Annotated in this window: 18 protein-coding genes and 1 pseudogene; 11 read left to right on the top strand and 8 right to left on the bottom strand. The window is 38.6% G+C overall.

Annotation, left to right across the window (positions count from 1 at the left end; genetic code table 11):
* Positions 1-608 precede the first annotated feature (608 nt).
* On the bottom strand, positions 609-1,241 hold the full coding sequence (locus ACP69U_RS13130) for a recombinase family protein (RefSeq protein WP_058025516.1): 633 nt from the start codon (positions 1,239-1,241) through the stop codon (positions 609-611).
* A 317-nt stretch (positions 1,242-1,558) separates the two neighbouring features.
* Positions 1,559-2,482: a LysR family transcriptional regulator gene (locus tag ACP69U_RS13125; protein WP_346349202.1), complete on the bottom strand. Its 924-nt coding sequence runs from the start codon at positions 2,480-2,482 to the stop codon at positions 1,559-1,561.
* A 95-nt stretch (positions 2,483-2,577) separates the two neighbouring features.
* Between ACP69U_RS13125 and ACP69U_RS13120 the strand changes: the two genes are divergently transcribed.
* From ACP69U_RS13120 to ACP69U_RS13105, 4 genes are all read left to right on the top strand, one after another.
* Complete coding sequence (locus ACP69U_RS13120; RefSeq protein ID WP_426138747.1) at positions 2,578-3,147, top strand: DMT family transporter; 570 nt, start codon at positions 2,578-2,580, stop codon at positions 3,145-3,147.
* 170 nt (positions 3,148-3,317) lie between these two features.
* The gene (locus ACP69U_RS13115; protein ID WP_248957064.1) at positions 3,318-3,839 is read left to right on the top strand and encodes an AAA family ATPase; all 522 of its coding nucleotides are present in this window, start codon (positions 3,318-3,320) and stop codon (positions 3,837-3,839) included.
* 65 nt (positions 3,840-3,904) lie between these two features.
* On the top strand, positions 3,905-4,114 hold the full coding sequence (locus ACP69U_RS13110; protein ID WP_248957063.1) for a hypothetical protein: 210 nt from the start codon (positions 3,905-3,907) through the stop codon (positions 4,112-4,114).
* 642 nt (positions 4,115-4,756) lie between these two features.
* A complete protein-coding gene (locus ACP69U_RS13105) occupies positions 4,757-5,797 on the top strand; it encodes a hypothetical protein (protein ID WP_248957062.1) in 1,041 nt (346 codons plus the stop codon).
* A 78-nt stretch (positions 5,798-5,875) separates the two neighbouring features.
* Here the strand turns inward: ACP69U_RS13105 and ACP69U_RS13100 are convergent.
* A pseudogene (locus ACP69U_RS13100) lies at positions 5,876-5,926 on the bottom strand (IS3 family transposase); the annotation flags it as partial.
* 309 nt (positions 5,927-6,235) lie between these two features.
* On the opposite strand from ACP69U_RS13100, the gene ACP69U_RS13095 reads away from it, so the two are divergent.
* Positions 6,236-6,547, top strand: coding sequence for a hypothetical protein (locus tag ACP69U_RS13095; RefSeq protein WP_426138746.1), 312 nt, complete (start codon positions 6,236-6,238; stop codon positions 6,545-6,547).
* 9 nt (positions 6,548-6,556) lie between these two features.
* Complete coding sequence (locus ACP69U_RS13090; protein ID WP_248957060.1) at positions 6,557-6,733, top strand: hypothetical protein; 177 nt, start codon at positions 6,557-6,559, stop codon at positions 6,731-6,733.
* 18 nt (positions 6,734-6,751) lie between these two features.
* Here the strand turns inward: ACP69U_RS13090 and ACP69U_RS13085 are convergent, their stop codons facing one another.
* From ACP69U_RS13085 to ACP69U_RS13065, 5 genes are all read right to left on the bottom strand, one after another.
* Positions 6,752-7,048, bottom strand: coding sequence for a hypothetical protein (locus ACP69U_RS13085; protein WP_248957059.1), 297 nt, complete (start codon positions 7,046-7,048; stop codon positions 6,752-6,754).
* Entirely contained in the window at positions 7,035-7,319 is a 285-nt protein-coding gene (locus tag ACP69U_RS13080; RefSeq protein WP_181716922.1) for a BrnT family toxin, read from the bottom strand. The genes ACP69U_RS13085 and ACP69U_RS13080 overlap by 14 nt, the downstream gene beginning before the upstream one ends.
* The gene (locus ACP69U_RS13075) at positions 7,316-7,516 is read right to left on the bottom strand and encodes a type II toxin-antitoxin system RelB/DinJ family antitoxin (RefSeq protein WP_011512369.1); all 201 of its coding nucleotides are present in this window, start codon (positions 7,514-7,516) and stop codon (positions 7,316-7,318) included. The genes ACP69U_RS13080 and ACP69U_RS13075 overlap by 4 nt, the downstream gene beginning before the upstream one ends.
* Before the next feature lie 104 nt (positions 7,517-7,620).
* Complete coding sequence (locus tag ACP69U_RS13070) at positions 7,621-7,881, bottom strand: hypothetical protein (RefSeq protein WP_248957058.1); 261 nt, start codon at positions 7,879-7,881, stop codon at positions 7,621-7,623.
* Positions 7,882-7,948: 67 nt separating this feature from the next.
* Positions 7,949-8,350 carry a hypothetical protein gene (locus tag ACP69U_RS13065; protein ID WP_248957057.1) on the bottom strand — a complete coding sequence of 134 codons (402 nt, stop codon included), beginning with the start codon at positions 8,348-8,350 and terminating at the stop codon, positions 7,949-7,951.
* A 449-nt stretch (positions 8,351-8,799) separates the two neighbouring features.
* Between ACP69U_RS13065 and ACP69U_RS13060 the strand changes: the two genes are divergently transcribed.
* From ACP69U_RS13060 to ACP69U_RS13040, 5 genes are all read left to right on the top strand, one after another.
* Positions 8,800-9,174 carry a hypothetical protein gene (locus tag ACP69U_RS13060; protein ID WP_248957080.1) on the top strand — a complete coding sequence of 125 codons (375 nt, stop codon included), beginning with the start codon at positions 8,800-8,802 and terminating at the stop codon, positions 9,172-9,174.
* Positions 9,175-9,803: 629 nt separating this feature from the next.
* On the top strand, positions 9,804-10,742 hold the full coding sequence (gene repM, locus ACP69U_RS13055) for a replication initiation protein RepM (RefSeq protein WP_248957079.1): 939 nt from the start codon (positions 9,804-9,806) through the stop codon (positions 10,740-10,742).
* A 339-nt stretch (positions 10,743-11,081) separates the two neighbouring features.
* Positions 11,082-11,336: a hypothetical protein gene (locus ACP69U_RS13050; RefSeq protein ID WP_248957078.1), complete on the top strand. Its 255-nt coding sequence runs from the start codon at positions 11,082-11,084 to the stop codon at positions 11,334-11,336.
* Positions 11,337-11,372: 36 nt separating this feature from the next.
* Complete coding sequence (locus ACP69U_RS13045) at positions 11,373-11,651, top strand: helix-turn-helix domain-containing protein (protein ID WP_248957077.1); 279 nt, start codon at positions 11,373-11,375, stop codon at positions 11,649-11,651.
* Between the two features lie 3 nt (positions 11,652-11,654).
* On the top strand, positions 11,655-12,137 hold the full coding sequence (locus tag ACP69U_RS13040; protein ID WP_426138745.1) for a hypothetical protein: 483 nt from the start codon (positions 11,655-11,657) through the stop codon (positions 12,135-12,137).
* Positions 12,138-12,235 lie beyond the last annotated feature (98 nt).

Below are 12,235 nucleotides of genomic sequence, written 5' to 3'. Positions count from 1 at the left end.
CAAAATTGTTGCTCATAAATATCGCAACCGTCGTCAGCGCTATGATCTTAGAATGAAGCTATTCGCCGCTGTTGTGAATTTCGAGCTTGGTTTATGACTTTTGCAAGAGGTCTAATATATTTATAAAAATAAGTTGTCGATTCGCTATCAACTTATTGGTTTTTACCATAACAGACATGATAAAAATCTCGAAGCGGAGCAAGTTATTTACACAAAATTAAACAGAGAGCACCTATTTGTCTTCTTTAGTTTACCAAGTTTTTGTCTACGGTTTTTTCAGCATACATCACTAGTGAATGGTTATCTGTTTAAGCTGCATTTTTAATAAATATTTTTAACTAAATATTTATTAATTATTTGTATTAAATTGACAGTGTGTCTTCTGTTACTCTGTTTATGAGTTAGCAACTGAGCTGTCTATTTTTTAACTATAATTAATATAAGAGGTGATTATGAGCTTTACAGATACAGAACGTGTGATTTTAGCTAATCAATATGAAATTTTGGGTAAGTTAGGTAATGAACAAGCATATCCCAGCGGAACCAACTAAAAAGGCTTATTAATCAATTAACAGACTACTTATAGTAGACTGCCGTAGTAGAACCACTTAATGAGTACTGAGCATCTTCGGTCTTTCCTTGGCCACATCAGCAATCAGATGCCGTGAGCACTTGGTCATACCTTGTATCTCAGAATAGCTATGACCTGATTTGAGCAGACTGGCGATAATCTTGCGCTTTTCGATATCCTTCCTACGTCCTGAATACTTACCTTCTGCCTTAGCACGAGCAATACCCTGCATCTGGCGGTTACGGCGATCCTCATAGTCTTTTCGAGCAATGGCTGCGAGCATATCTAGCATCATCGCGTTAATGGCTTGCAATACACTGCTCATAAACTCAGTACTGCGTTCAGGTTGAAGCGCCATATATGAGGTCGGCAGCTCTTTTGATACGATAGAGAGCTTTTTCTCTGATAGCATTCTTTTGAGCGTATCCCAATCAGCTTGGTTCAAACGTGCCAAGCGATCAATCTGCTCAACTAAGATCACATCGCCCTTATGAGCATCTTCAATCAGCTGCATAAGCTTGGGTCGCACCAAGATAGCTCCTGATTCGTTTTCGACATAGAATGCAGCAATTTTGTGGCCATGATCGTTGGCAAATGCTATGAGTTCGCTTTTGGCACGTTTAGCGTCCTGTTCTTTGGTAGACGCTCGTAGATACGCTCTAATAAACATAAACACCTAAAATAGTCTGTTATAAGTGGTTCCATTATACCAGTCTGTTTTAAGTGGTCTGTTAATACGTTTGAGTGGTGAAATAGCTGGTTCCCTTGGGGTATACCTTAAGGGAACCATTCCGGTGCTTTCACTGGTTCGGTACCCTACATGGGACTTGAATCTTTGGCTGTGGGCTAGTGGTAGCAATGGCTCAAGTGACAGTAGTGTACTTCATAGTGTACTTACCATGCATATTCTATTCGTGATCGGGGCGCTATACAGCATAGAAACATATGCTTACAGCCTAGGTTGATTCATTGTTCTAGGTAGTTCTTCTAACTTATTTCGTTAAGCTCTGAATTAAGCACACTAATAATTAATTGCCTCAGCCAATTATGCGCTGCATCGCCCTCACGGCGTTGATGCCATAGTAATTTAAAATCGAATGATTCAATTGGAAAAGGTGGTTCGAATATTTGAACCTGTGAGTTGCTATCAGTCATATCAAAGCTACGCCGCGCCGCTGTCAAAATCAGGTCAGTACCAGCCACTAATTGATTGGCAATTCCCCAGTGTGGCAAAGTCATTACAACATGACGACTTAATCCTGCGCCACTAAGTGCACGTTCAATCTCATTATTAGCACCTGATTGCATGGCAACGAGGATATGCGGTCGAGCCAACCAACTATCTTTATCGAGAATACCACTCTCTGGCAAAGTGCTTTTGTCTGCCAAACAAGCAAAAGACTCAATAAATAAGGTGTGCATACGAAGCGCTTCTGGCACTTTATCTGGGAAGACACCGAAAGCCATGTCAGTTTCACCATCGAACACATCCGCCATCATCGCTTCGCGGCTTCCTTGACTTACCTCAAGCTCAATGCCAGGCGCAAGCACTCTTAATGAGCGCACCAAACTCGGCATAAATACACGCGCGCCATAGTCAGACATAGCCAGACGAAATACTCGCTTCGCACTGAGAGGATTGAATTCTGGTGTCTCAATCAACGCACCAAGCTGCTCTAGAACATCAGTCAAGGGCAGGATTAACTCGCTCGCTCGCGAAGTCAATTCCAATTTTCCTGAACGTCGAACCAATAGAGGGTCATCAAATATGGTACGTAAATGGGCCAGCGCGTGGCTAACTGCCGGCTGACTTTTATGTAACCGGAGAGCGGCTCGTGATACGTGCTTTTCTACTAATAATGCGTGCAACGTCACGAGCAAATTAAGGTCAATACGTCTTAAGTTATTCATATGACGAATAGTGAAGTAAAAAAACAATAATTTCAATTCAAATTTTTAATATGAAATAATTCCTCTAGAGAATTAAATAAATCTGGAGCAAACGTATGAATCTATCACTTACTGGTATCTCTTTTGCCATTATCGCCTTAGTTGCTGGCGCTTTAGTCCCTCTCCAAGCTGCAAGTAATGCTGAATTAGGCCGTGCTCTTGGACATCCTCTTTGGGCAACGGTAGTGTCGTTATTGGTGAGTGTACTTATAGTAATACCTGTCATTCTTTCTATGCGTGTCCCTACGCCCATATTGAGTGAAATTGGACAATTACCAATGTGGGTCTGGTTTGGTGGCATAGCTGGCGTCATCTATATTACATCCGCATTAATTCTAGTCCCTCGTTTAGGCGCAACTCGCTTTATTGTTTGCGTGATCGCGGGTCAAATGCTTATTTCATTAATATTAGACCAATACGGTTTTATGAATTTACCGGTGAAACAAATAAACGCTGGACGTTTAGTAGGTGTTACTTTCGTTCTACTAGGCATGATCATGGTGCTGTGGCTCACGCCTTCATCTCCCAATTTAGGTGATGTTAAAGCTAGCATCACTGGCGATTTAAATACTATAGAAAGTGCGTCGACAAGCAGCGCTAAGTCTATTTATCATTTTGAAAGTTAGTGATGCCTAGCTCAAGGCGTAGGCAATGGAGATTAATTGCTTAAATGCTATTTGGTAATTTAGTAATATTGTTGAGCTTATAAAAACTAATAGAAAGTCTAATTTAAGCATACTACGTGCATTTTTTGGATATTGCCGAAGTATTCATAAGTATTTGAGATGGTATAACCATGAAAAGAATCAACGTGTTAGGTACATCGGGTTCAGGGAAATCTACGTTTGCCAAAGCTCTAGCAGATAAGCTTAACTGTGCATATGTTGAAATGGACGGATTATTTTGGCTGGATGATTGGCAGCATGTTGATGATGAAACTTTTATCAAACATATTGAAAAGGCGCTAGATAAGCCAGCGTTTGTATTAGATGGTAATTATAGTCGGACGATACCTATAAAATGGAAAGATATCGACACCGTCATTTGGCTGAACTATTCGTTCCCATTAGTGTTGTCTCGTGCTCTCAAACGTGCCGTATTCAGGACTATTAGTAGAAAGAAGCTGTGGGATACCAATAATGTAGAGAGCTTAACAAGACTATTTTCCAAAAAATCTATCATATGGTGGACGATTACAACGCATAAGAAAAATCGTAAAAAGGTTCGTCAGTTAATAAACAAACCTGAATACCAGCATATTAAATTTATTGAGTTTACTAAGCCCATTGAGGCTAAAACGTTTTTGAAAACTTTATAACATTTACCCACAGAAAGCTGGCTGTTCGATGCCTGTATAGCGCACCAATCACAACTTAAGTGCAAATGACCATGTATAAATCAGAGCAAGCATGGCATGCAATCAGAAATATTAAACCTAATGTAAATACTAACTGGCTGGAAATGCCCACAGTGAATACTCATAGAACGGAGTTGACCAAAGACGATAATAGCCAGATGACCAAATCATTCAGTCGGGTATTAATTGCAGCCAATAGGATTAGTATTGAATTGCTAGATGACTGGGAAATGTAGCAGCCATTCTCAAATCGATTGTTGGTATAGGGGCTAGTATTGAGTAAATTATAAAGACCTTAAGTCATAAGCAATAAGGGTTACGATCGCCCGTCTAGTTTCTACTATACCGTCTACGCTCACAAAGGATAGCCGGTAAGTTTGTTATAATGAGATACGTTAAATAAATCTAGTAACAACCATAGTGGCCAATACCAAAATTAAACCGCTCACTCCTAAAGCTTGAAGAATAAACTTCGTATTGCTCATAACCGCCCCCCCCCAGTATTTTTTCTTGTTAATACATCTTACTCATTCATTACTGCTACTGCAAATAAATATTCGACTATCAACAAAATGCGTACTGAGTGAAGCCCTAAACAAAAATTCATTTTATCATCAATCACTTACCTACCAGGTGCAAATTTTTACTATGGAACCGAAGCGGTAAAAGCATCTGATTGGTTAGATATAGGTATATCTTAAGAACTCATATTTACAACTCTATATTCTCTTATTTATTGATTCAGCTAAAAAGCCCCTTTTTGGCTACTCAATAGCTATATAACTTTCAAAAACTTACAGTTAGTATGTATTTAAAGGATTTGTTCATATGGCATATTATTAATATAAAATAAAAGTAAAACTTTATAAGGAGTAAATATGACCCCCTCTTATTTCCCTCAACGTCGTCCGTCGTGGCGCGGTGTAGTCGCCGGTCTTGTCATGGGACTGATAGTGGTTATGGCGATGATTGCGCTTGCATTAGTTCTGAGCTCATTATTACCTTTTGATTTGAAAGGCAGTAGTATTGCTGGGGGTATCTATGCGGCCATTACTGCTTTAGTTAGTGCCTATGTAGCTGGGTACTTCGCGATTAAGTACTCTGCACCTGAAGCGCTATTTGGCGATGGCACGGATATTGATCCAAAAGACGCCACTTTAACAGGCATGCTTACAGGAGCTTTAATTATATTACTCACCACATTTTTCGCGATGAGTAGTGCTACTAGTATCTTATCAATGGCAGGTAATGTTGTAGGCTCTACAGTAAGCACTGTGGCTAAAACAGCAGCAACGACCGCCACTGTTGGTGCAACAGCTGCTGGGGCGGCATCACAAAGCAACAGCGTACAACAAAAAGCAGAAGAAGTTTATCAACGTGTATCAGGTGATATTAGTAAAGAAGACGTACAAGCGATGGTTGCAAAAAATACGCAGAACTTGAATCAACAACAGATTGCTGCCGTCAGTAATGTTATTAAGGATATGTTCGATCAGACCAAGACACAGGTTAATAACATGGACTTTACTGACCTAAATACATGGCGCAATATTGACGTTTATGCAAAAGAGCGTATGGCATCTATTGAAGAGACGTTAAAAGGCCCTGAAATTATCACACGTTTGCAGCAGCAGGGTTTAACTCAAACGCAAGCGCTAGAAGTGCGTACTGAGGTTCAACAATCATTTAATGAGTATAAGGTCAAAACTGAACAATATATTGCAGAAGCCAAACAAATGGCTGAGCAAAGAATGCAGCAAGCAGAAGACGTCGCACGTAAAACGGCTCTGTATACTGGATTATTTTGGCTGATTAGTGCCCTTTTAACCTTTATCGCTAGTACTATTGGGGCTAAGAATGCAGCAGCAAATTACCGTCTAGCTAAGCCTATTATCACTTGGGGTGATAATATTAAATAAATCTTACAGCTCTAATTATGAAGACAAATAAAAAGCCTAATTAGGATGAACTGACCCCCAAATATTGGACGGTTTAGTTTACCCCAAGGACTGAGTCCTGTACTGCACAGGACTCAGTCCTTTTAGTTTCTATCAGTGACAATAACTGCTGCCTGAGCAGATAAGCCAAAGAGAGATAACGCCATACTTAGAATAACTTTTTTCATAAAACCTACTTTTTTTGATATCCAAAACACTGCTTTCAAGCATTAATAATACCCTATATTTGTTCAATAAAGTGAGTGCTATATAACTAACAGTCTGATTTACACAGCAGTTTATTTATAATTTGCCTGATAGACAGGTTAGTGCCATAGTTGTTCACTGAACGTTCTGAACAGTTGCACTGTACAGACACTAAAAACGTACTTGAACACTAGGTGAACAATGAACATATCCGTGACGAAAGCAGCAAAAGAGTGGGGTGTATCAAGAACGACGATCTATCAGAAAGTCAATGATGGTGAGCTTTCTAGAACGGCAGATAAGAAAATAGACGTTTCAGAAATGTTGCGCGTGTTTGGTGAGCCAATTTCTAAAAAACGTACTGAACGTTCAGTGAACACTGTCCAAAGTACACCTCTGAACAGTCAAAGTGTTCAGTACAATACGGACATTGAACACCAATTAGCGCTTGAAAAGCTCAAGAATGAACATCTCAGCCAACAGGTAAACGATCAAAAAAAGTTAATTGAAAATTATCAGCAGTAGATAGGACAATTGAACAAAACACTGGATAAAGCCAACGCCAGTATCCAAGATTTCGCACAAGTGAGACTGTTAGAGTTTAAGCAAGCTGAAATGAGCGATGAGCCGCCACTTGCACAAGAGCAAGAAAAAAAAGACGATTCAGTCGTCGCGACGGCTAAGAAGAAAAAACGGTGGTGGGAGTTTTAAACGTTGTAAGCTTACCGACTAATGATCCAATAAATACTCTTCTAGCGCATCGTTAATCATGTCTTGGTAGTTACCACCTGTCTTTTTCGCCTTATCCTGGAATCTTGCAATGATACTAGGACTCACGATACTAGCACCTACCATAGGATCATCCGCCACCACACTACCACGAGTCGCGCTCGACCAATCGGTAACTTCAGGAATATCAGACAAATCAATGTCATGATCCGAAAGCGTAGCCAATCGTTGCAAGTTGGCTTCTTGCTCAGCGCTTAAAGACGGCAATTCATTTGCTTTATAGCTAACCTTGTTCATAAAACCTCCTTTCAGCCTTAGTGGCGCGTCGTGCTGATATGATACGAATAACCTCGCCGCCCTCACTATCTCTTTGAGTATGAGCGACCAGCAATACCGCCACCCCATTCACAGCGCCAAGCGCTTGCCACCGTTCTTCACCATTTTCATAGCGGTCTTGCTGACGCAAACACAAAGGATCAAAAAATACCCGAGCTGCTTCTTCAAAGGATAAGCCATGTTTGCGTTGATTACTGCTATTTTTCTGTTCATCCCATTCAAACTCAATCATTGATCACCGTCTTCAAGCGTATTGGTGCTAGGCATTGTCTGATAATCAAAGGACAGCGGTATGCTATTGGTTTCTGCTACCTGATGCAAAAACAGCTTAATGGCTTGCGAAGGCGTTAAACCATAGCCCTCAAGCACCGAAAACGCCTTATCTTTTAACTCTTGATCCAAACGAATATTATAATTGGTTGTGCTCATAGCATTACTTATAGCTTATTCATGTATCCTTAATATAAGCGATAAGTACCGTCAATTCAACAATCTTAGGGCTTTAGTCTTTCACGAAAAGTGATAGTCATGTGCTACTCATCCAATCCACCTAGAAAATCATCAATTTTCTGTTCTAGCTGTTTTTGTATGGCGTAGAGTTCGCTCGCGCTATATTCTCTTAGTAAACGTTCCTCATCTTTTAGCTCAAACATCTTTTTACGTATGCTATCGCTATGAGCTTCGTTTTCTAAACCAAAGGTGTTAAGACGACCCATTTGACGGTAGTATTCTCGTTGTGCCTCTTCAAACATCATGAAATGGTTACTTGCTACTGATATACCTTCAATACTCATAGATTGCTCCTTTTTACACTCGGAAAATGTCCCTTTATGGAATTTTTATTTATTTACTATCAATAACTTAACTATCAAGAAGAGATCTATTTCTTTTATTTGCTAGCTTCGCTTCAAATCTCTTCATAGCCGTATCTAATTCTTCATGCGTGGGCTGTACATATGGCTCATCCCTAGCATCTGTATTGCTTTCTTGGATTGGGTCACTAGAATATAAGTCAACAAAAACTTGTTTTCTTACCTCAGGCTCAACCTCTACATTACTGCTAGAATTATCTGTAGCGACAGATAATTCCTTTGATTCTTTTCTATAGCGATAGAGATAATTAGTCAGTGTGCCAGTCGTTAGAATGAGGTCATGACGCTCAGCTAATATCTCAACCACGCCTTCATAGGTATATGAAACAGCCAGCTCTTCGATCACCTCATAAAGATCACGAAACTTGGAAAATTTTGTTCTCTTAGCCATAAATTTCTATCTCCCTATATTCTTGAAGCCAATTATCTCAATTATAAAAACGCTCATAAATTGCTCATATTTAACTAACGATTTACTACCCTTTTGCTAACGATTTGCTAACGATTTGCTAACTTTCAATCAATCATACAGCAATTGCTCATAAATTGCTCATATCTAGCTAACGATTTACTAACGTAACGCTCTTATAAGCCTTTTTAGCTAAAAAGGCTTACGACAGGTAGAAAATAACCGATTTTTCTACCTGCTTTTTGGTCATTAAATTATCCAATTTAATGACTACACCTTACGCACCCTCTCGGGATGAAAAAAATCGTCTTAAATCAGCAACTTACCTGATTTAAGACGATTTTTTCTGCATGCAAGGTGCAAACAAAATGAATTTAAGCAACTGATTTTTATGATATATTACTGTCTACAATTTGCAAACAAGGATAATTATGTACACCCCTACCGTATCATTTAGATTAAAATCTGAAGTCTACTTAAAACTAGAAGCAATAGCAGCAAAGGAAGGGCAATCTCCTGGTGTCTACTTAAAGAAAAAATTGGAATCAGATACTAATAGTTTCCTTGAAGATCTTAAGTTTATGAAAGGAGATATTAGTGAGATTCTGCACTTATTGCAGTCGGATGATAAAGGATCAAAATCGGTAGAGAACACATCAAATCAGAATGATATGGTCAAGGCTTTGATGCCGATAGTGCTAGAATCGTTATTGATATTAAGGGAGGTGGCAGCACCTAATAAGGTCTCCAATTCTCAAAGATTAGTCGATAAAGCAGGAATAAAAGCATACAATAGTTTGGATTAAAAAATAAAATTTTGTATTGCCCTAGTATCAGCTGATACTAGGGCTTTTTTTGAGAAACAATTCAGTGATAAGAGGTTGATCCTTGGTGGCACAGTAATAAAAACTACTGAGATTCTAATAATCTTCCGAAGATTTTAGTTGATATGAACAATCATGGAACTGGGTAAGCTCATAAAGGTCGTCTAAGGGGGTTGGAAAAATTTTACCTAGCAACTATACCAAACGATACTTAGAACCTTATAGGGAGCTTAATAGGATGCTTTTATCCCTATTTAACTAAAGCTTTGAGCTTTCTTTTTAAATTATTTGAAATTACTGATATTGAATTCATTGCTATCTTTACTAGCCTTTTCTTTTGTCACTCTAATTATTAATAACCAAAAAGGTTTTTAATGTTTTTAAATACTTTTAAAAGCTTTTACATCCTCTGAAACGCTTTTCATAAAAGGGTTTCGCCTTCTATAAAGCAACGTTTTACGACCCATAAAGCAACGTTTTACGACCCATAAAGCAACGTTTTACGACCCATAAAGCAACGTTTTACGACCCATAAAGCAACTTATTTTTTGAGTTGTTGCTTTAATAGCATTGTTGGATTATAGTTGTTAAAAATGGGTTGGAATATGGAAATGTCTAAACAATTAGTTACTAAGGATAATTCCTTGATTGGTGCGAGTTATAGCTTAGGAGTAGTTGAACAACGCTTAATATTTTTAGCCATTATCGAGGCAAGGGAACAAAAAACATTAATAGAAGCAGGTGGATTATTGCGAATTTATGCGCAAAGCTACGCTAAACAATTTAATGTGGAAAAGCATACATCGTATGAAGCTATGAAAAGGGCAGTAGAAGGATTGTATGAGGCAGGTTTTGCTTATAGTAAGGTGGATGAACGTTCGGGAAAGATAGGTAATTATAAAAGCCGTTGGGTGGATAAGATCGGCTATATTGACGACTTAGGCTGTGTCGAATTAGTATTTGCAAGTGATGTAATTCCTTTGATTACCAGGCTTGAAGCACGTTACACAGAATATGAGTTGAAGCAGGTCGTAGGATTGCAGAGTGAGTACGCAATAAGGCTGTATGAGTTGATAATTCAATGGAGGTCAGTAGGTACAACCAGTCAGATATCGCTTGTAGAATTGCGCGAAAAGCTAGGATTGGTGGACGAATACCAACGGATAGAAGCCTTCAAAAGACGGGTTTTAGATCTGGCGATAACTCAAATAAATGAACATACTGATATTACTTCTGAATATGAACAACACAAACAAGGCCGCGTCATTACAGGATTTACATTCAAGTTTAAAGTGAAAAAAAATAAAGAAAAAACTGGTACTAAAATTTCTAATAATGAAAATAGGACTACTATTGAAGGACTTAACGATAAGCAACTAGGACGTATTGCTCGTAACCCTAGCTTTATGGCAGATTACAATCATTTAGTAAGCTCTACCAGTCCAGCAGGTCAAGATCCCAAAGCGTGGGAATTTGAGATGATTAATCGCCTCAAAAAAGATGCTTCACAGTTTAAGAAACGTCCAGTTAGAGAATATCTTGAATACTAGAGTTTAATAGGCGGATCTAAAACTTGACTCAGAGTAATGTTTTGTAGTAACCTAACAACTCAGAATAGACGATCCGTCTAGATGCGTTTTAGAAGATATCATTTATTAATTGAACCTTGTAACTGGCTGATTTTAGCCGCTATTTTTATAGCTGCAACACCCGAAGACCTCGACCTCTGTACTACCTCGTTTGGCCTTACGCAACTTGTCATTCGTTTAGTATTTCGACTGAGGCTTCGCCACAGTATAAGGCTTGTGGCGTTCTAATGTTATTTCTCTCGGGTTCGATTGTGTTGTCGACTGGTACAATCCGTGCCGTCAGAAAGCGTCGTAAATAATATGAATGATATAAAACTTTTAGAACAGTTGCGGGCTCAGCTTGCTGAGATCCAAACAACTACGCATGATACATTAGAACCCAGTGTTACTCGTAAAATTGAAGAAGCAATAGAGAATCTTGATTTAGTAATAGAGAACTCAGCTTCCAAAGAAGCAGACTATAAGGCCATAGGTTTAAAAACGCTCGGTGATTTACTTATTTACTTCCCCAGTATTATTGAGCTTATTCAGCTTTTTAGAAAGTTTCTAGAGTAGTACAGCAAGCCTTACCACTCTTATAAGGTTGAAAATATGAAAATCGGCAGTGTTATAAAAAAATGTCGAAAATTGAGAAATATGACGCAGTTACAAGTAAGTGCTTTAGCAGATGTTTCTGAATCATACTTATCATTAATAGAGAAAGACAAACGCCAACCAACCCTATCCAATCTAGAGTCAATTGCTGATGCTTTACAGATACCAGTAAGTATCCTCGTATTTTTAGCGGCTAAGCAAGAATCCATCTCGGAAATTACAGACACGCAAATTGAATCTCTAACCAAAACAATTTATTCGATGATTGAAGCTTAAACAATGGGCTTTCACCCTCGACCGCAGGTTACACCAATTGCAAATATTAGTTCACTTGCTAAGCTATTAGAAGTTACAGTGGAAGATCTAGAATATATTCTGGCTAATAAAGATAGATATTGGTGTCCAGGGAAAAAAATAACCAAGCCTAATGGTGAAGTCCGACATACCCATAATGCAAAACCTAGACTAAAAGCCATTCATCAAAGAATCCTAGATAAGTTACTTAAAAAAGTTTTTTACCCCATCTATATGCAGGGTGGAGTCGCTGATCTCTTAAACCCTCGCAGTTGTAGGACTCATGCTGCTTTCCATTGCAACAAATCTATTGTCATATCAGAAGATATAAAGAGCTTTTTTCCTAACTGTGACTACAAAAATATTCGTAGTATCTGGCAAGGGTTCTTTTGTATGGCACCTGAAATTGCTGAAATCCTTACACAACTAACAACGTATCAAAACGAGGGTAATCCCCCCAATAAATAAGAACACTTAGAAATAGAGATTAACTGCTAAAATATACCAGCAGGAGAATCCTATGAAAAAGACACGCTTTACTGATAATCAAATCGTTAATATCCTTA

Source organism: Psychrobacter sp. TWR1-1-1, assembly GCF_049895865.1.
Classification (GTDB): Bacteria; Pseudomonadota; Gammaproteobacteria; order Pseudomonadales; family Moraxellaceae; genus Psychrobacter; species Psychrobacter immobilis_A.
The sequence above is the reverse complement of the archived record's forward strand: the minus strand, read 5'-3'. Positions and strand labels throughout refer to the sequence as shown.